The organism is Pigmentiphaga sp. CHJ604 (genome assembly GCF_036972535.1).
In the GTDB taxonomy this organism is placed as follows: domain Bacteria; phylum Pseudomonadota; class Gammaproteobacteria; order Burkholderiales; family Burkholderiaceae_B; genus Pigmentiphaga; species Pigmentiphaga daeguensis.
Map to the genome: position 1 here is coordinate 4426873 of NZ_CP136998.1, position 17385 is coordinate 4444257.

A 17385-nucleotide genomic window follows, 5' to 3' on the forward strand; every position below is an offset into this window, starting at 1 on the left:
AGTTAGTTAGTTGAACTAACTATATAGGCGCAGGCCGGCGATTGCAAGTCCCGCCGCGGACCAAGGTCCGCGCCGCGTCACATGACCGAGGAGGCTCCGCCGTCCAGGTTGACGCTGGAGCCGGTCACATAGCTGGCCGCGCCGGAGGCAAGGAAGACGATGACGTTGGCGGCTTCCTCGGCTTCGCCCACCCGTCCCAGAGGAATGTCCTGAGCGAATTCGCGGTACAGGTCGTCGGCATCCCGGCCCTTGGAGGCGGCGGCGCGCTCGTGCTGTCCGGCCTTGATCTTGCCGATGCAGACGGCGTTCACCAGGATGTTGTCGGCCGCGAACTCGCGCGACAGCGCCTTGGTCAGGGCCAGTCCGGCCGCGCGGGAGACCGAGGTCGGCATGGACGTGGCGGCGGGCTGCTTGCCGCCTATGGTCGAGATGTTGACGATGCGGCCGCCCCCTTGTTTCTTCATGTGCTGGACGGCCAGGCGCGAACAGCGGATCGCCCCGTACAGCTTCAGTTCGAGATCGGCATCCCAGTCGGCGTCGCTGACCTTCAGGAACGGGCCGCGCATCGAGGTGCCGGCATTGTTGACCAGGATGTCGATGCGGCCGAAATGATCCGCCACGGCCGTGAAGAATCGCTCGATTTCCTCGGGCCTGGAGATGTCCGTGGCCAGCCCGAAGACGTCGCCGCCCTTGGCGCGCAACAGTTCCACGGTGGCCGCCAGCTTGTCCGCGCTGCGGGCGCAGATCGCCACCCGGGCGCCCTCTTCCACGAATTTCAGCGCGGACGCCAGGCCTATGCCGGCCGTCGCGCCCGTCACCACCGCCACTTTTCCTTTCAATCCCAGATCCACTTGTCGCTCCGTCACATAGAATCCATACAGGACGCGGCAACCGCCGCGCCTTGCTCTCTTTCGTTCACCACCGCGGTCCGCACCGCCATCCAGGCCCCAAGCCATGCAGGCAGACTTCCACGACACCGGCATCATTCGCGCATTCCATGCCCATGTCTACTACGACCCCGCCACCACCCGCGACGTCGCCGCGATCGTGCGCGAGGAAGCCGTCGCGCGCTTCCCCCTGCGCGCCGGCCGCTGGCACGACGTACCCGTCGGCCCGCATACCCAGGCCATGTACCAGTTGCTGTTCGACCCCGCCGTCTTCGCCTCGCTCGTACCCTGGCTCATGCTGAACCGGCGCGGCCTGGACGTACTGGTGCATCCGGACACCGGACTTCCGCGCCGCGACCACCTGGTGCATGGGTTCTGGCTGGGCAGGGTGCTGCCGCTGAAGGCCGAGCGCCTGCCCGAGCGGGACGATTGAACCCTTTCACGCCGCGTTTTCCATCCACCCCAGCCGAGCTCCCGCGGCGGCGGTGATCTCGAACGATCGCAGGCGCGCGGCGTGGTCGTAGACCTGCGCGGTCACCATCAGCTCGTCGGCCCCATGCCGGCGCGCGAACTCGTCCAGTCCGGCCTCGACGTCCTCCGGCGTTCCCACCACCGCGCAGGACAGCGAGCGCTCGATGTGCGCTTTCTCGGCCCCGCTCCAGATCTCCTCGATGTTGTCCACGGGGGCGTTCAGCTTGCCGGGCGCCCCCCGGATCAGGTTGACGAATTGCAGTTGCAGCGACGTGAACAGGCGGCGCGCCTCGTCCCGGGTGTCCGCGGCGAACACGTTGATGCCCAGCATCACATAGGGTTGGCGCAAGGCCTCGGAAGGCTGGAAGCGCGTGCGGTAGAGGTCCAGCGCCGCCGTGAGGTAGCCCGGCGCGAAGTGCGAGGCGAAGGCGAAGGGCAGCCCCATCTGCGCCGCCAGCTGCGCGCTGAAAAGACTGGATCCGAGCAGCCACAGCGGCACGTCCAGACCGCCGCCGGGCACGGCCTGCACCGCCTGCCCCGGGCTCGGCGCCCGGAAATAGTGCTGCAGCTCGGCCACGTCCTGGGGAAAGCGGTCGGCGGTATCGCCCTGCCCCCGGCGCAGCGCGCGGGCGGTGGCCTGGTCCGAGCCGGGCGCGCGGCCCAGGCCGAGGTCGATGCGGCCCGGGTATAGCGAGGCCAGCGTGCCGAACTGTTCGGCGATGACCAGCGGCGCATGGTTGGGCAGCATGACGCCGCCCGCGCCCACCCGCATGTGCCGCGTCCCGGCGGCCACGTGGGAAATCACGAGGGCCGTTGCGGCGCTGGCGATGCCGGGCATGTTGTGATGCTCGGCCAGCCAGTAGCGGCGATAGCCCCAGCGTTCGGCATGCTGGGCCAGGTCGAGGGTGTTGCGGAACGCGTCGGCGGCGGTGCCGCCGGCGCAGATGGGTGACAGATCCAGTACGGACAGTGCGGTCATTTCGTTCTCGTGCAAGGAATGCGCCCGGCGGGAAAGCGGGCGGTGGCCACGCTGCGTTAACCGAAGGTTGACGAGGCTTGAAAAGACGTCGCTCGTCAGGCGGACAGGCGCTCAATACACTCATCGTACCCTTCACCCCGGACTCCCTTCGATGAAAACCTTACCCGCCATAAGCCTATGGGCCGCGCTGGCCATCGCCCTTGCCCCGGCCGCCCACGCGCAATCCGGCGCTTATCCCTCCCGTCCCGTCAAGATGGTGGTCGGGTGGTCGCCCGGCGGCGCGACCGATTTGCTGGCCCGCATGGTTTCCACGGAACTGAGCCAGCAGCTCGGCCAGCAGGTGGTGGTGGACAACCGGCCCGGCGCCAACGGCACGATCGGCCACGCCCAGGTGGCGGCCGCCCCGGCCGACGGCTACACGCTGATCCTGGCCACCAACAGCACCTACGCCATCGCCGAGCACCTGTACAAATCGCTGCCGTACCGGCACGAACGCGACCTCGCCCCGATCTCGCTGCTGGCCTCGAGCCCGCTCATCCTGGCGGTACGCCCGACGCTGGAGGCCGGCGGCGTGAAGGAATTGCTGGCCCTGGCCCGCAAGCAGCCCGGCCGCCTGAACGTCGCCTCGGGCGGCAACGGCTCGACCAGCCACCTGGCGGCCGAGCTGTTCATGAGCCTGACGGGCATTTCCATGACGCATGTCCCCTACAAGGGCGGCGGTCCGGCCAACAACGCGGTGGCCGCCGGAGAAGTCGACGCGGCCTTCCTGGACCTGGGCGTCGCCCTGCCCTTCGCTTCCGCCGGCCGCCTGAAGGCCATCGCCGTGACGGGCACCGCCCGCTCGCCCTTGCTGCCCGAGGTTCCCACCGTGGGCGAATCGGGCGTGCCCAGCTTCGAGTCGACGACCAACTTCGCGCTGTTCGCGCCCGCGGGAACGCCGCGCCCGGTCATCGACCGCCTGCACCAGGCCGTGCACAAGGTGCTGGCGGGCAGCGACCTGCGCGACAAGCTGCGCCGGCAGGGCGTGGAGATCGTCGACAGTTCGCCCGACGAGCTTCGCCGCGCCGCGGCCGCGGAAAGCGCCAAGTGGGCCCGCATCATCCGCGAACGCCACATCTCCCTGGACTAGGATGGCCTCGCATTCCCACCCCGCGCTCGACGTCGCAGTCGTCGGCGCCGGGCCCATCGGCTGCGCCACCGCGGCCTATCTGCTTCGTCACGGACACCGTCCCTTCCTGTGGTCTCCCACCGCATCGCGGCTCGAACGCCGCGGCGGCATGGCGCGCATCGCCTGCACCGGCGCCCTGGACGGCGACGTGGAGATCGAGTTGCTGGCCGCGCCTGAACGGCTGGCCGGGTTCGATACCGTCATCGTCTGCCTGCCGGGCAACGCCTATGCCGACGTGCTGGGACGGCTGGCACCGCTATGGCGCGACGGCCAGACCGTCATCGTCAGCGGCGCGCTCAGCCTGGCGCCGCTCTGGCTGCGCGAGCGCGCGGCGCGGCGCGGCTGCGAGCTGCATGCCGCGGGCTGGGCCACGACGCCCACGACCGCCCACTTCCTGCCCGACGGCCGGCTGCACGCGAATCCGCTGCGCCATCGCATCGACATGGCCTCGACCGGAGATGGCGGCCGCATCCTGGCGCTTTGCGCCGCCTTGCTGGGCGAGCGCTTCGTCGACGCCGGCGACCTGCTGGCGCCGACGCTGGCCAACATCAACCCCATCGCCCACGCCGCCGAGGTCATCCCCAACCTGACCCGGATGGACCGGGGCGAGGACTGGCCGCTGTTCGGCTGCTTCACGCCGGTGGTCGGCCGCCTGGCCGAAGGGCTCGATCGGGAACGCCTGGCCACCGCCGCGGCGCTGGGCTTCGCCCTCCCCACGCTGGCCGAGCATTACAGCCGGTCCTACCATATCGAGGCCGGGCCGCTGCACGAGATGGCCGCGGCCATCCAGGCGCGCGGCATGGGCCCATCGGGCCCCGCCCGCCTGGACCACCGCTACGTGCTGGAGGACGCCCCCTTCGGGCTGGTGTTCCAGGAAGCGCTGGCCCGGGCCGCGGGCGTGGACACGCCGCTGCTGTCGGCCTGCATCGACATCCTGGAATCCGTCTATGCGCGCGACTTCCGGGCCGAGAACTTCCTGGTGGACGAACTGGGACTGGCCTCGGGCGGCGTGGCCGCGCTGCGCAGCCGCTGCGCCGCCTCGCGCAGCGCCGACACGCCCCCGCGATGAGCGCCGCTGAAGCGGTAGACCATCGCGATCGGTACCGGCGCGGGCAGGTCTTCCATGCCGATCTCCACCAGGGTGCCGCGCCGCAGGCGATCCTCGATCACGCAACGCGCCGCCAGGGTCACGCCCAGCGCCTGTTCGGCCAGTTGCAGGTTGGTGATGGCATTGGTGGATTCGATGCGAGGCACGATGGGCGCCAGGCCGTGCTGCAGCATGACCTGCTCGACCATCATGCGGGCATTGGTCGGCCGGGGCGGCAGGATCCACGCTTCGTCGCGCAACGACCGCCACGCGTGGCGCCGCCGGCGGTCCGCGGCCAGCGGATGCTTGGGCGCGCACACCACGGTCCACTCCTCGACTCCTATCTGCTCGATGACGAAACCGTCCGGCCTCAGCCCGCCAAGCTCGGACGGCGTGTTCATCGTGACCAGCACGTCGAGGTCGCCGGCCTCCAGCTTCTGGCACATGTCGGCCAGCCGGCCCTCGACGATGCGCACGGGCGGCAGGCCCCCATGGGCCGCCAGGTCACGCAGCAGCCTGGGCACCAGCGTCCAGGCGATGAAGGGCGGCGCGCCCAGCCGCATGCCCTGGTCGGCCGGCATGCCATGCGCGGCCAGTTCGTCCGCCAGCTGGGCCACCTCGCCCAGCAGCACCCGCGCACGCTGGACGATCAGGTCGCCGGCCGCGGTCGTGACCACGCCGCGCGGCAGGCGATGGAAGATGGCCGTGCCGAACAGCGCCTCCACTTCGCGCAGCCCCTTGCTGACCGCGGCCGTGCTCAGATGCAGCCGCTGGCCCGCCGCCCGCATGTTGCCGGCATCGGCCAGGGTACTGATGAGTTCGAGCTGGCGCATCCTGAGCGCGGCCAGCAGGCGGTGTGTCGCATCGTGCATACGGATAGTCCTGGCAGGGGGGCGCGACTGCGCGTCCCCACGCGAGCATACTCCGCGGAGGCCGCATGACGCGCCGACCCGCCTCCGTGCGCATCGTGGCCACCGGCGGCACCATCGCCGGCGCCGCGCCATCGCCGCGGGACACCAGCGGCTACCGCGCCGGCGCCCTTCCGGCCGCCGCGCTGCTGGCCGACCTTCCCCTTCAGGACGACATCCGCCTGGATGCGCGGCAACTGGCTTCGCTGGACAGCAAGGACGCGCTGCCCGAGTTATGGCAAATGCTGGCGCGGGAACTGGCGCAGGCACAGTCGGACCCCGGCGTCGACGGCGTGGTGCTGACCCACGGCACCGACACCCTGGAGGAGACGGCCTGGTTCCTGCACCTGACCCTGGCCCTGGCCAAGCCGCTGGTCATCACCGGCGCCATGCGCCCCGCCACCGCGATCTCCGCCGACGGTCCCATGAACCTGCTGCAGGCCGTGCAGGTGGCGGCGTGCCCGTGGGCGGCGCGGCACGGCGTCGTTGCCGTCCTGAACGGCCGGGTCCACCACGCCCGCCATCTGCGCAAGGCGCACACGCATCGCGTGGACGCCTTCGATAGCGGGGAAGCCGGCGCCGCCGGCTTCGTCCAGGATGGCTACGTGGGCTGGCTCTCGCCGCCCCGCCGCCGCCCGCCGCGTTTCCCGCCGGACACGCCGCTGGCGCCCGTGGACATCCTGTTCGACTACCCCGGCATCTCCACCTCGATGGTCGATGCGGTCCTGCGCGCCGGCGCGCGCGGGCTGGTCTGGGCCGGCTACGGCAACGGTTCCATCAGCGGCCGCATCGAGCCGCTGTTGCGCGAGGCCGGCCGCCGCGGCCTGGCGATCGTGCGCGCCACCCGTACCGGCGCCGGCCGGGTGGCACATCCGGGCACCGGCGATTTCATCCAGGCCGCCGGCCTGGACCCGTACAAGGCGCGCATCGCGCTGATGCTGGCGCTGGGCGCCGGCACGCCGCCGGCGGCCTTGCAGGCGCTGTTCGACACCCTGTCCTACGAATGAATGAAGCGAGCGGCGCGCCCGGGGTTTTCCCCAGCGCGCCATCGTTGAAAGCGGCAACTTGTTACGGTATAGTTGATAAAATCCATAGTTGATTTAAGCAACAATCTGGCTTTCCCCCGGCAAGGACGAGAAGTCCTCCGGACAGCCGCCATCGAGGAGACAGCATGAAGACCCGTTTCGCCCTCCGGCTGGGAGCCGTCGCGGCTGCCTTGGCGACGACGCTGCCCGCATGGGCGCAAAGCGAATCCGCGGCCAATTATCCGTCGCGGCCGATACGCATCATCGTTCCCTACACGCCGGGCGCGATCAATGACGTACTGGCGCGCCGCATCGCGCAGCAGTTGTCCGAAGCGCTCAAGCAATCGGTCGTCGTGGAGAACAAACCCGGCGGCGGCACCGTCATCGGCACCGAATACGTCGCACGCGCCGAACCCGACGGCTACACGCTGCTGCAGACGGCAGCCTCGCACTCGATCAATCCGAGCCTGGTTCCCAAGCTGCCCTACGACTCCATCAAGAGCTTCAGCTTCATCACCCTGGTGGGAACCTCGCCCTACGTGATGACCGCCACCCCCAGCCTGCCCGCCAACACGCTCCCCGAGCTGATCGCGCTGGCCAAGTCGCAACCGGGCAAGATCTCGTACGCCTCGACCGGCAACGGCGGCAGCGCCCACCTGATGGGCGAGCTGCTCAAGGACATGGCCCAGATCGACCTGATGCACATTCCCTACAAGGGCCTGGCGCAAGGCCTGAACGACGTCGCCAGCGGACAGGTGCAACTGACGTTCAGCACCTATACGGGCGCGATGGCCTACCTGCAGCCCGGCCGCGTGAAGGCGATTGCCGTCACGGGCAAGGAACGCATGTCGGTGCTGCCCAACGTGCCCACCATCGCCGAAACCCTGCCCGGCTACGATGCCTCGGGCTGGTGGGGCTATGTCGCGCCGGCCGGCACGCCCAAGCCCATCGTCGACAAGCTCAATCGCGAGTTGAACAAGATCGTGCAATCGGCCGACTTCAAGGAGCACTTCAAGTCCCAGGGGGTCGAGATGCTGGGCACCACGCCTGACGAGTTCCGGACCCACGTCGAGCGCGAGATGGAAACCTGGCGCAAGCTGATCAAGAAAGCCAACATCACGATGGGCTGACCCCCTGCCATGAAGATCGCCCGCTGGTCGCTGGACTTCTACCGCCTGGCCTATCGCCGCCAGGTGGTCTGGGCCAACGCGATCGAGGACGCCGGCGTCTACGCCCTGCTGCGCATCGAGTCGGACGACGGCCTGGCCGGCATGGCCGAAGGCACGGTCAAGGCGACCTGGTCCGGCGTCTCGCCGGCCTCGCTGGCCGCGGCCTTCCGCGACCTGGTGATGCCTGCGGCGGCGGGCCTGGACGTATCCGACCCGGCCACGCTGCGCCAGGCGCTGGCTCCCCTGCCGGAGAATCGACTGGCCAAGGGCATGCTGGAGACCGCCTGCTGGATGCTGCGCGCCGCCCGCGCCGGGCAGCCGCTGTGGCAATTCTGGGGCGGCACGCCCGAGGTCGAGGTGACCTGGACCGTGACCCGCCAGCCTCCGGAGGTCATGGCCCGCGAAGCCGCGGGCGCGGCCGAGCGCCATGGCATCCGCGCGTTCAAGATCAAGGGCGGACAGGGGATGGACGTCGACCGGCGGGCGCTGCGCGCCATACGGCGGGCCGTGGGCGACGGCGCGGTCTTCAACGTGGACGCCAACTCGGCCTACGCGCCGGACGAGGCCGCGGCCTACCTGCGCCTGCTCGAGGACGAAGGGGTCGAGACCGCGGAAGATCCCTGCCCGCTGCGCCCGGATGCCCATTTCGAGGCCTTGCAGCGGGGCACCGCCCTGCCCATCCTGGTGGACAGCCCCTGCGCCACGGTCGCCGACGCCGCGCTGTTCCTGGAACGGGGCGCGCGCTCGCTCAGCGCCAAGCCCGGGCGCATAGGCATGACCGAGACGCTGGCCATCGGCGACCTGGCGCGCAAGTACGGAGCCCGGATCGCCACCGGCATCTATGCGGAAAGCGCGCTCGGTACCCTGATCAACCTGCAACAAGCCGCGGCCGTGCCTGCCGCCGACTGCGCCTTCGCCGCGGAACAGACTTTCTTCCTGACCCTGGCCGAGCAGGTCGTGCCGGCCGAACCCGTCATCCGGCGCGGCCGCGTGGCGCTGCCGCCGTCCCCTTGCGTGGACGACTGGATAGACCGCGAGCGGCTGGAGCGGTACCGCCTGCCCGTGTCCGCGTCCTGAGGGATGCGGTCTGCGCCTGCAGCCAGGCGCGAAAATCCGCCAGCACCGGGTCGCCGGCGTTCTCGACCGGATAGGCGAAGTAGTAGGCGCCTTCGCTGCGCACGGCCAGGTCCGACAACACCTTGAGCTTGCCCGAGCGCAGCTGGTCGCCGATCAGGAAACGCGGCAGCAGCGCCACGCCCAGGCCGGCGCAGGCGGCGCTGATCAGCATGGACTGGATCTCGAAGCGCGGCCCCCGCATGACGTTGACGTCGGGCAGGCCAGCCGCCGAGCACCAGTGGCGCCAGGCCTCGGGGCGGGTCATCAGGTGCAGCAGCCGGCAGCCTACGATGTCTCGCGGACCGGGCGCGGCGGCGCCCCGCAGCAATGCCGGGCTGCCCACCGGCAGCAGCACCTCGTCGAACAAGTGGTCGATCCCCGCGCCGGGCCAGTCGGGCGCGCCGAAATACAGGGCGCCGTCCAGCGCGCTTTCGCTGAAGAAGAAGCGCGTGCTGCGCGCGCTGACGTGCACGGTGGCCCCGGGCTGGTCGTCGTAGAACGAGGCCAGCCTGGGCACCAGCCATTGCGATCCCACGGTCGGCAGCGCGGCGATCTCGAGCACCACGCCGCCTCCCTCGTGCCCCATGACTTCCTGCGTATCGCGCTCGATGCGTTCGATGGTCTGCATCACCCGCTCGCCATACATGGCTCCCGCACGCGTGAGCGAGATGCGCTTCTTGATGCGGTGGAACAGCCGCACGCCGAGTTGTTCCTCCAACAGCGAGATCTGGCGCGACACGGCGCTTTCGGTCAGTGACAGCTCGGCCGCCGCGCGGGTGATGCTGAGGTGGCGCGCCGCCGCGTCGAAGGCGGTCAACGCACCGATGCTGGGCAGCCTGCGTCGCATTGGGTCATTCCAAAAACTCAAGATGTCTCCAGAATAAATCGTTTGTCGGACCGCGGACAAGACTCCTAGGATGTGTCCCGTTCCTCCACATTCCTGCATGCCATGACCGCAAACAACGAACGAGTCCTGATCGCCGGCGCCGGCCCCGTGGGCCTGGTGGCCGCCAACGTGCTGGCGGATGCCGGCATCCCCGTGACGGTGTTCGAGGCCGAGGCCAGCCTGCCGCAGACCTTGCGCGCCTCGACCTTCCAGCCTTCCACGCTGGACCTGCTCGCTCGCCTGGATATTTCGAAATTACTCATCAACATGGGCCTGGTGGCCCCGCGCATGCAGTACCGCGACCGCCAGGGCTGGGTGGCAGAGTTCAACTTCGGCGCCATCGGCGACGAGACCGCGCACCCCTATCGCCTCCAGTGCGAGCAGTTCAAGCTGAACGGCCTGCTGGTCGAACGCCTGGCGCGCATCCCGCATGCCGAGGTCCGCTTCGACGCGCGCGCGACCGACGTCCGGCAGGATGCGGACGGCGTCACGCTTACGCTCCAGGGCGCCGACGGCGCCACGACGACGGAACGCGGCACCTGGCTGATCGGCGCCGACGGCGGCCGCAGCGCGGTGCGCGACCTGCTGGGCGTGGTGCTGGAAGGCTTCACCTGGACCGAACGCTTCCTGGTGGCCAGCACCCCTTTCGATTTCGCCGACGTCATCCCCGGCCTGGCCGAAGTCAGCTACTTCGCCGATCCCGAGCAGTGGTTCTTCCTCTTGCGCGTGCCCGGCCTCTGGCGCGTGATGCTGCCGGTGGGCGCGGACGAGACCGATGCCGACATCCTGTCGGACGCCAGCATCCAGCGCCGCCTGCAATGCGTGCACCCGAACCCGGCCGGCTACGCCATCGAGCACCGCACCATCTATTCCGTGCACCAGCGCGTGGCGCCGCGATACCGGGTGGGCCGGGCCTTCCTGGCGGGCGACGCGGCCCACCTGAACAATCCGCTGGGCGGCATGGGCATGAACGGTGGCATACATGATGCTTTCAATCTTGCCGACAAGCTGGCCCGCGTCTGCCTGGGGCAGGCCGGCGAGGCCCTGCTGGACAGGTACGAGGCGGAACGGCGGCCCGTGGCGCTCGACTACGTGAACAAGATCACCATCGCCAACAAGAACAACCTGGAGACGCGGGACGAGGCGCGGCAGAAGACCTGGCGCGAAGAAATGACCCGCACGGCCGGCGACGGGCAACTGGCCAGGGAGTACCTGTTGAAGGTGTCCATGATCAGCAGCCTGCGGCGGCCGGAGATGCACCAGGGCGCGTGACCCGCAGTATGCGCTCCCCTTCCCTACCATCCTCCATCGGGAGTTCAGCATGTTCAGCAAATTCGCACTAGGCAGTATGCTCGCGCTGGTGTCGGCCACGGCTCCGGCCTGGGCCGACTCTTATCCCAGCCGTCCCATCACCATCGTGACGCCGTTCCCCCCGGGCAGCACCAGCGACATCATTCCCCGCCTGCTGGCCCCCCATGTCTCGAAGGCCCTGGGCGCCACGGTGGTCGTCGAGAACCGCGCCGGCGCCAACGGCTCGCTGGGCGCCGCGAAAGTGGCGACCTCGCCGGCCGACGGCTACACGCTGCTGATGGCCACGACCGGCGTGCTGGCCATCAATCCCTGGGTGTACGGCAAGCTGTCGTACGCCCCGGCCAAGGACTTCGATCCCGTCATCAACGCCGCGTCCACCCCCAACCTGCTGGTGGCCCACCCCGGCATCGCGGCCTCCAACCTGAAGGAACTGGTCGACCTGGCGCGCAAGCGTCCCGGCGAGCTGACTTTCGCCTCGGCCGGCAACGGCAGCACCAGCCACCTGTGCGGCGAATCGCTGAAGGCGGCCACCGGCGTGGACCTGGTGCACGTGCCCTACCAGGGACCGGCCCCGGCCATGCAGGACGTCCTGAGCGGCCGCGTCAGCCTGATGTGCGACAACCTCTCGAACGTCCTCCAGTACGTCAAGAGCGGCCGCCTGAAGGCCATCGCGCTGACCGGCAAGGAACGCAGCCCGCAGGCGCCCGACATCCCGACCTCGGCCGAGGCCGGCTACCCCGACGTGCAGGCCGGCAACTGGTACAGCTTCGTCGCGCCCGCGGGCACGCCGCGCTCCATCGTCGACCGGCTGAACACCGAGTTCGCCAAGGCCTTGCACGACCCCGCCGTCACCTCCCGGCTGGAATCGCTGGGGCTGACCATCATCGCCGACAAGCCCGACGAGTTCCGCGCCTTCATCGCGCAGGAATCGGCCCATTGGCAGAAGGTGGTCAAGGCCGCCAATGCCAGGCTGGACTGACGGCCCGCCCGATCCGGCCGCCATGTCCGCATGCGCGGCCGCCACGTTTTCCGATGGATACACGATGCTCCTGAACTTCATCACCGGCGCGGGCACCGCCTCGCGCGACACCGCCATCTCGCACGCAGTCATCGCCGGCTGGACCGGCCGCGACCGCGAGGCCATGGAGAAACACATCGCCGAGCTGGAGGCCCTGGGTGTCCCGCGCCCGGCCGCCACCCCCATGTACTACCGCGTCGCGGCCTCCCGCCTGACCACACGCGACCGCATCGAGGTCTGCGGCACCGACTCCAGCGGCGAGGTCGAGTTCGTCATGCTGCGCGCGGGCGGGCGGTTGTGGGTAGGCATAGGCTCGGACCACACCGACCGCAAGGTCGAGACCATGGGCGTGGCGATCTCCAAGCAGTTGTGCGAGAAACCCGTGGGCGCTGACTGGTGGCTGTTCGACGATGTGGCCGCGCACTGGGACCGGCTGCTGCTGCGCGCCTTCATCGAGGAAGACGGCCGGCGCGTGCCCTACCAGGACGGCCCGGTGACGGCCATGCGCCATCCGCTCGAGCTGATCGCCGGCTATGCCGACGGCGGTGGCGCCCTGCCCGAAGGCGGCGCGATGTTCTGCGGCACGCTGCCCGCCCACGGCGGCATCCGCCACTCGGCCCGCTTCGATTTCGAACTGCACGACCCCGTGCTGGACCGCACGCTGCGCCACGGCTATCTCGCCGAGTCGCTGCCCGTGGCCGGCTGATTCCCTTTCATATCAGGAGCCCCTTTTTATGCCCGTGAACAAACTGCACGACGAATTCCATAACGTGGACATGGAGAACGGCTGGCAATTGCCCGAAGGCTACGACCCCGCCTCCGGCGCCCGCGAGAAGATCCTGGCCGGCGCGCTGGACGTCCTGAACAAGCGGGGCAGCCGCACCCGCCTCCTGCGCTTCCCGCCCGGACTCCACACGCGGGAGGCCATCGTCCATGACCATTGGGAGGAAGTCTTCCTGGTCTCCGGCGACCTCACGGTGGGCAACGACGCCGACGGCAACGGCGGCACGCCGTTCTCCGGCTACACCTACGCGGTGCGCCCGCCCGGCGCCTGGCACGGCCCGTTCAAGTCCAACGGCGGCTGTCTCCTTCTGGAAATACACTACTACGACCCTGCCTGAGGCCCACCCCCCTACGCCCTTCGGGCGCCCAGCATGCATGGATGGTTGATATGACTCCGCCCGACAAGTCCCTAGAACACCTGAGCGCCGAGCTGGACGCCGGCCGCGTCACCAGCCGCGCGCTGGTGGAAGACTGCCTGGCGCGCATCGCCGACCCCTCCGGCGAAGGCGCGCGCGTCTATACCCTGGTGGACGCCGATGGCGCGCGGCGGGCCGCCGACGCGATCGACGCGGCGCGCGCGCGAGGGGAAAGCACCCGGCGCCTGGCGGGTATTCCCATCTCGATCAAGGACTTGTTCGACATCGAAGGCCAGGTCACGACGGCGGGCTCGCGCGTGCTGGCCGAGGCCCCGCCCGCCGCGCGCGACGCCGAGGCGGTCGCCCGCCTGCGCGAGGCGGGCTTCGTCGTCATGGGCCGCACGAACATGACGGAGTTCGCCTATTCGGGGCTGGGACTCAATCCCCACCACGGCACGCCGCTCAACCCCTACGACCGCAAGACCGGCCGGATTCCTGGCGGCTCGTCCTCGGGCGCGGCGGTGTCGGTCACGGACGGCATGGCGGCCGTGGGCCTGGGCACCGATACCGGAGGCTCGTGCCGTATCCCCGCCGCGCTGACCGGCCTGACCGGCTTCAAGCCCACCGCCGCGCGCGTACCCGCCACCGGCGCCTTCCCGCTGTCGACCACGCTGGACAGCATAGGCGGCATCGGCCGCACGGTGAATTGCTGCGCCATCGTCGACGCCATCCTGTCCGGCGATCCGGTGTACCCGAACGAGCGTGCGTCCCTGGCCGGACTGCGCATGGGCGTGCCGCAGACCCTGGTGCTGGACGGCATGGACCATGACGTGGCCTCGGCCTTCCAGGACGCGCTGCGGCGGCTGTCGCAAGCCGGCGCGGCCATCGTGGACATTCCCTTCGCGGAGTTCGCGGAACTGGCCGCCATCAATGCCAAGGGCGGCTACACGGCCGCCGAGTCCTATCCGCTGCACCGGGACATGATGGCCCGGCATGGCGACCTGTACGACCCGCGCGTCAAGGTGCGCATCGAGAAAGGCGCGCAGCTGACCGCGCAGGACGTCGCCGAGCTGCACGCGCGCCGCGCCGACTGGATACGGCGCACGAACCGGCACTTTGAGACGCTGGATGTGATGGCCTGTCCCACAGTGCCGGTCATCGCGCCGACGGTGCGGGAACTGGCCGACGACGAGGCCTATGGCCGGACCAACCTGCTGGTGCTGCGCAACCCGACCTTCATCAACTTCCTGGACGGGTGCGCCATTTCGCTGCCCTGCCACGCACCGGGCACGGCGCCGGTCGGCCTCATGCTGGCCGCGCCGGGCGGCCAGGACCGCCGCCTGCTGGCGGTGGCGCGCGCCGTCGAGGCCCTGCTCGCGGCGCGCTGAGCCGGCGGCCGCTACTTGCGCCGCGCGAACTCCAGGTACTCCGGGTCGAAGCTCATGCCCCATCCCGGCGCGGTCGGCAGCGTGTAGAACCCATCGACGAACGGCCGGGCCGGCTGGTTCGCGATCAGCTTGTAGAAGAACGGATCGCGCCAGGGAAGCATGACTTCGGCATAGCGGCCGTTGACCACGCCCGCCGACATCATCAGGCCGATCTGCGGCTCCAGGTGCTGCATGACCGAGACGTTGAAGGCCGAGGCCAGCATCGCCACGCGCCGCCACTCGGTCGGACCGCCGCCCCAGCTCGCATCGAAGTTGCAAATGTCGATGGCGCCCGCCGTCAGCAGGTCGCGGCAACCGAAGCGCGACAGCTCGCTCTGCCCCGCGGCCACCGGCACGCCGCCCACGGTCCGCACCACCGCCATGTCGGCGCGGTCGTTGTCCCAGCGGCAGGGCTCCTCGAACCAGGCCAGGTTCAGGTCGCGCGTCCGGCGCACGAACTCCAGCGCCTCTTCGCGGCTCCATCCCTGGTTGGCGTCGCAGGCCAGCACGAAGCCATCGCCGCCGGCCCGGCGCACGGTCTGGGCGCGCAGGGCGTCCTCGGCGGGCGTCTTGCCCCCCAGCTTGAGCTTCAGGCCATGGATGCCGAAGGCCTTCAGTTCGGCCACTTCGTCCGCCAGGGCCTCCAGGTCGCCGCTCTGGCGGTAGTACCCGCCCAGCGCGACCACCGGCACCCGCTCGCGCGCGCCGCCCCACAACAGGTGCAGCGGCAGGCCGGCCAGCTTGCCCACGGCATCGTGCAGCGCGCTGTCCACGCAGGCCTGGGCCCGCAGCGCCACCCGGCGGTCGCGCAGGAAAGGCTCGGTCGCGCGCCGCGTGGCGGCCCAGGCGTCGTCGATGGCCGCCACGCGGCGCCCCTTGAGCAAGGGCTCCAGTTCATCGTGGATCAGCCGGATGATGGCCGGTTGAAGTTCGTCGTCGTTGCCGTTGAAGCACTCGCCCACCACGCCGGCGTCGGTGTGCACGCGCGTGACGATGGTGCAGCGATGGGTCAGCTTCAGGGTCGAACCCGTGGCCGGCCGCTCCAGCTCCACCCTCAGCGGAATGGTCTCGATGCGGGTGATGCGGGCGTCCACCAGGGCAGGCACGCCGTCTTGTCTGATTGCGGAAGTCATATCGCTCCTAGGCCGGGTTCGAGTACGTAGATCCGTTCGCACATGACCCGGCGCGTGTTCTGGAAATGCGGGCGCACGCGGCTGCTCCAGCCGGTCGCGCGCACCGCCAGCCAGGCGGGATCCTGCTGGATGGCGGGCGTGGTCAGGTCGTAGCAGGCCAGCGAGCGCTGGCTGCCGTCGGGATTGTCCGCCACCAGCCGGCGCGCGCGCACGTTGCCCGTCACGGCGGCCAGCCCGGGCAGGTGTTCCTGCCCATACCAGTTCGACAGATCCTCGGCCACATCGGGACGCACGTCGGTCTCGACCACGTAGTGGTGCGTGACCGGCTGGCCCTGCGAGACGCCGGGCAGGTCCTGCACCGGCGACAGAAGCAGGACGTCAGGCGCCTGGCCGGGCAGCAGCCTGCCGGCCCGCTCGGCGATGGCCCCGGCCAGTTCCAGGCCGCCGGGCCGCGCCGACCAGAAGTACAGGTACAGATGGGAGCCATCCAGCGCGCGGTTCGCGTCCACGCGCTCGAAGCATCCGGGGTGGGCGGCCACCACCTCGGCCGCCAGTCGTTCGATGGCCGCCAGGTCGGCGGGCACCGGGGAATACCGCAATAACACCGCGGCGGGTCTGCTCATAGATGCATCTTCCAGAAATTGCCTGCCGGACGCGTCAATCGGCCTGGATGCCCAGCCGCTTGATCAGCTCCGCCCACTTGGTCGTCTCGCCGGCCATGAACTTGCCGAAGGGCTCGGGCGACAGATAGGCCACCGACGCGCTCTCGGCCTCCAGGCGCTGGCGCATGTCCGGCTCGGCCAGGATGTCGCCGATGGCCTTGCTCAGCTTGTCGACGATGGCCGGCGGCGTGCCGGCCGGCGCCAGGATGCCCCACCAGTTGTCGCCGTCGTAGCCAGCCAGGCCCGCTTCCTGGACCGTGGGCACCTCGGGCAGCACGGGTTGGCGCTTGGAACCGCTGACGGCCAGCGGCCGCAGGCGGTTGGCCTTGACGTGCGGCAGGGCCTGCAGCACGGTGCCGACGGACACCTGGGCATGGCCCGCGGCAACGTCGGTCAGGGCGGCGCCGGCGCCCTTGTAGGGCACGTGCGTCATCGAGATGCCGGCCCGGATCTCGAACAGTTCGCTGACCAGGTGCTGCGAGCTGCCCACGCCGGACGACACGTAGTTGAGCTTGCCGGGATTGGCCTTGGCGTAGGCGATCAGGTCCGACAGCGTCTTCACGGGCAGGCCCGGATAGACCGAGATCAACAGCGGCGCGGTCGCCAGCCGGGCAACGGGCGAGAAGTCCTTGGCCGGATCGTAGGGCAGCTTCTTGTACAGCGTCGAATTCGCCGTGTGCGGCGTCGAGATCAGCAACAGCGTATAGCCGTCCGGACGGGACTTGGCCACCACTTCGGTGCCGATGGTGCCGCCCGCTCCGCCCCGGTTGTCGACGATGAACGGCTGCCCCAGGCGCTTGGTCAGCTCCTCGCCGATCAGGCGGCCGACGATGTCATTGCTGCCACCGGGCGCGAACGGGATCACGATGCGCACCGGCCGGGCGGGGTAGTCCTCGGCGCGCGCGGCGCCCAGCGTGGAAGCCAGCGCCAGGGCAACGGCCGGGACCAGGAATTTGCGGGACATCTGCATGGGGTCTCCTCGTGCATGCCGCCTTGGCG

General features: G+C 69.9%; 17 protein-coding genes and 1 pseudogene. 11 read left to right on the forward strand and 7 right to left on the reverse strand.

The window, feature by feature from the left end; translation table 11 throughout:
* Positions 1-77 precede the first annotated feature (77 nt).
* A complete protein-coding gene (locus R4823_RS21280) occupies positions 78-866 on the reverse strand; it encodes an SDR family oxidoreductase (protein ID WP_243724534.1) in 789 nt (262 codons plus the stop codon).
* 88 nt (positions 867-954) lie between these two features.
* Between R4823_RS21280 and R4823_RS21285 the strand changes: the two genes are divergently transcribed.
* A complete protein-coding gene (locus tag R4823_RS21285; protein ID WP_087837777.1) occupies positions 955-1320 on the forward strand; it encodes a DOPA 4,5-dioxygenase family protein in 366 nt (121 codons plus the stop codon).
* A gap of 6 nt (positions 1321-1326) precedes the next feature.
* Here the strand turns inward: R4823_RS21285 and R4823_RS21290 are convergent, their stop codons facing one another.
* Positions 1327-2337, reverse strand: coding sequence for an LLM class flavin-dependent oxidoreductase (locus R4823_RS21290; RefSeq protein WP_338616051.1), 1011 nt, complete (start codon positions 2335-2337; stop codon positions 1327-1329).
* 151 nt (positions 2338-2488) lie between these two features.
* Between R4823_RS21290 and R4823_RS21295 the strand changes: the two genes are divergently transcribed.
* Entirely contained in the window at positions 2489-3466 is a 978-nt protein-coding gene (locus tag R4823_RS21295) for a tripartite tricarboxylate transporter substrate binding protein (protein ID WP_165963176.1), read from the forward strand.
* A gap of 1 nt (position 3467) precedes the next feature.
* The gene (locus tag R4823_RS21300; RefSeq protein WP_279817508.1) at positions 3468-4574 is read left to right on the forward strand and encodes an NAD/NADP octopine/nopaline dehydrogenase family protein; all 1107 of its coding nucleotides are present in this window, start codon (positions 3468-3470) and stop codon (positions 4572-4574) included.
* A 20-nt stretch (positions 4575-4594) separates the two neighbouring features.
* Here R4823_RS21300 and R4823_RS21305 read toward each other — a convergent pair.
* Positions 4595-5596: pseudogene (locus R4823_RS21305) on the reverse strand (LysR family transcriptional regulator); the annotation flags it as partial.
* Here R4823_RS21305 and R4823_RS21310 point away from each other — a divergent pair.
* From R4823_RS21310 to R4823_RS21320, 3 genes are all read left to right on the forward strand, one after another.
* Complete coding sequence (locus R4823_RS21310) at positions 5530-6507, forward strand: asparaginase (protein WP_338616054.1); 978 nt, start codon at positions 5530-5532, stop codon at positions 6505-6507. The pseudogene R4823_RS21305 and the gene R4823_RS21310 sit on opposite strands and share 67 nt — an antisense overlap.
* A gap of 164 nt (positions 6508-6671) precedes the next feature.
* Positions 6672-7655, forward strand: a complete 984-nt coding sequence (locus R4823_RS21315) for a tripartite tricarboxylate transporter substrate binding protein (RefSeq protein ID WP_087837781.1) — start codon at positions 6672-6674, stop codon at positions 7653-7655.
* Between the two features lie 9 nt (positions 7656-7664).
* A complete protein-coding gene (locus R4823_RS21320; protein ID WP_338616056.1) occupies positions 7665-8771 on the forward strand; it encodes a mandelate racemase/muconate lactonizing enzyme family protein in 1107 nt (368 codons plus the stop codon).
* Here the strand turns inward: R4823_RS21320 and R4823_RS21325 are convergent.
* The gene (locus R4823_RS21325; protein WP_087837783.1) at positions 8668-9657 is read right to left on the reverse strand and encodes a LysR substrate-binding domain-containing protein; all 990 of its coding nucleotides are present in this window, start codon (positions 9655-9657) and stop codon (positions 8668-8670) included. The genes R4823_RS21320 and R4823_RS21325 overlap by 104 nt on opposite strands.
* A 102-nt stretch (positions 9658-9759) precedes the next feature.
* Here R4823_RS21325 and R4823_RS21330 point away from each other — a divergent pair, with 102 nt between their 5' ends.
* The 5 genes from R4823_RS21330 to R4823_RS21350 all read left to right on the forward strand — a co-directional run bounded on the left by R4823_RS21330 (position 9760) and on the right by R4823_RS21350 (position 14552).
* On the forward strand, positions 9760-10968 hold the full coding sequence (locus R4823_RS21330) for an FAD-dependent monooxygenase (RefSeq protein ID WP_087837784.1): 1209 nt from the start codon (positions 9760-9762) through the stop codon (positions 10966-10968).
* Positions 10969-11017: 49 nt separating this feature from the next.
* Complete coding sequence (locus tag R4823_RS21335; RefSeq protein WP_087837785.1) at positions 11018-11986, forward strand: tripartite tricarboxylate transporter substrate binding protein; 969 nt, start codon at positions 11018-11020, stop codon at positions 11984-11986.
* Positions 11987-12050: 64 nt separating this feature from the next.
* Entirely contained in the window at positions 12051-12731 is a 681-nt protein-coding gene (locus tag R4823_RS21340) for a DUF2848 domain-containing protein (protein WP_087837974.1), read from the forward strand.
* 28 nt (positions 12732-12759) lie between these two features.
* Positions 12760-13146, forward strand: a complete 387-nt coding sequence (locus R4823_RS21345; RefSeq protein ID WP_087837786.1) for a cupin — start codon at positions 12760-12762, stop codon at positions 13144-13146.
* Between the two features lie 50 nt (positions 13147-13196).
* The gene (locus tag R4823_RS21350) at positions 13197-14552 is read left to right on the forward strand and encodes an amidase (protein ID WP_338616057.1); all 1356 of its coding nucleotides are present in this window, start codon (positions 13197-13199) and stop codon (positions 14550-14552) included.
* An 11-nt stretch (positions 14553-14563) separates the two neighbouring features.
* Here the strand turns inward: R4823_RS21350 and R4823_RS21355 are convergent, their stop codons facing one another.
* Genes R4823_RS21355 through R4823_RS21365 form a run of 3 tightly spaced genes read right to left on the reverse strand, consistent with a single transcriptional unit; the run spans position 14564 to position 17356 of the window.
* Positions 14564-15724 (reverse strand): mandelate racemase/muconate lactonizing enzyme family protein, encoded by a 1161-nt coding sequence (locus R4823_RS21355; RefSeq protein WP_338616059.1) that lies wholly within the window; start codon positions 15722-15724, stop codon positions 14564-14566.
* Positions 15721-16347 carry a hypothetical protein gene (locus tag R4823_RS21360; RefSeq protein ID WP_132979894.1) on the reverse strand — a complete coding sequence of 209 codons (627 nt, stop codon included), beginning with the start codon at positions 16345-16347 and terminating at the stop codon, positions 15721-15723. Before R4823_RS21360 ends, R4823_RS21355 begins: the two co-directional genes overlap by 4 nt.
* A 34-nt stretch (positions 16348-16381) precedes the next feature.
* Positions 16382-17356: a tripartite tricarboxylate transporter substrate binding protein gene (locus R4823_RS21365; protein WP_087837790.1), complete on the reverse strand. Its 975-nt coding sequence runs from the start codon at positions 17354-17356 to the stop codon at positions 16382-16384.
* Positions 17357-17385 lie beyond the last annotated feature (29 nt).

Bases quoted from the DNA above. Each gene is read 5' to 3' on its own strand.
- R4823_RS21325 (WP_087837783.1), bottom strand. From the start codon at position 9,657: ATGCGACGCAGGCTGCCCAGCATCGGTGCGTTGACCGCCTTCGACGCG.
- R4823_RS21350 (WP_338616057.1), top strand. From the start codon at position 13,197: ATGACTCCGCCCGACAAGTCCCTAGAACACCTGAGCGCCGAGCTGGAC.
- R4823_RS21360 (WP_132979894.1), bottom strand. From the start codon at position 16,347: ATGAGCAGACCCGCCGCGGTGTTATTGCGGTATTCCCCGGTGCCCGCC.
- R4823_RS21295 (WP_165963176.1), top strand. From the start codon at position 2,489: ATGAAAACCTTACCCGCCATAAGCCTATGGGCCGCGCTGGCCATCGCC.
- R4823_RS21355 (WP_338616059.1), bottom strand. From the start codon at position 15,724: ATGACTTCCGCAATCAGACAAGACGGCGTGCCTGCCCTGGTGGACGCC.
- R4823_RS21310 (WP_338616054.1), top strand. From the start codon at position 5,530: ATGACGCGCCGACCCGCCTCCGTGCGCATCGTGGCCACCGGCGGCACC.
- R4823_RS21330 (WP_087837784.1), top strand. From the start codon at position 9,760: ATGACCGCAAACAACGAACGAGTCCTGATCGCCGGCGCCGGCCCCGTG.
- R4823_RS21340 (WP_087837974.1), top strand. From the start codon at position 12,051: ATGCTCCTGAACTTCATCACCGGCGCGGGCACCGCCTCGCGCGACACC.
- R4823_RS21365 (WP_087837790.1), bottom strand. From the start codon at position 17,356: ATGCAGATGTCCCGCAAATTCCTGGTCCCGGCCGTTGCCCTGGCGCTG.
- R4823_RS21290 (WP_338616051.1), bottom strand. From the start codon at position 2,337: ATGACCGCACTGTCCGTACTGGATCTGTCACCCATCTGCGCCGGCGGC.
- R4823_RS21320 (WP_338616056.1), top strand. From the start codon at position 7,665: ATGAAGATCGCCCGCTGGTCGCTGGACTTCTACCGCCTGGCCTATCGC.
- R4823_RS21300 (WP_279817508.1), top strand. From the start codon at position 3,468: ATGGCCTCGCATTCCCACCCCGCGCTCGACGTCGCAGTCGTCGGCGCC.
- R4823_RS21335 (WP_087837785.1), top strand. From the start codon at position 11,018: ATGTTCAGCAAATTCGCACTAGGCAGTATGCTCGCGCTGGTGTCGGCC.
- R4823_RS21285 (WP_087837777.1), top strand. From the start codon at position 955: ATGCAGGCAGACTTCCACGACACCGGCATCATTCGCGCATTCCATGCC.
- R4823_RS21315 (WP_087837781.1), top strand. From the start codon at position 6,672: ATGAAGACCCGTTTCGCCCTCCGGCTGGGAGCCGTCGCGGCTGCCTTG.
- R4823_RS21345 (WP_087837786.1), top strand. From the start codon at position 12,760: ATGCCCGTGAACAAACTGCACGACGAATTCCATAACGTGGACATGGAG.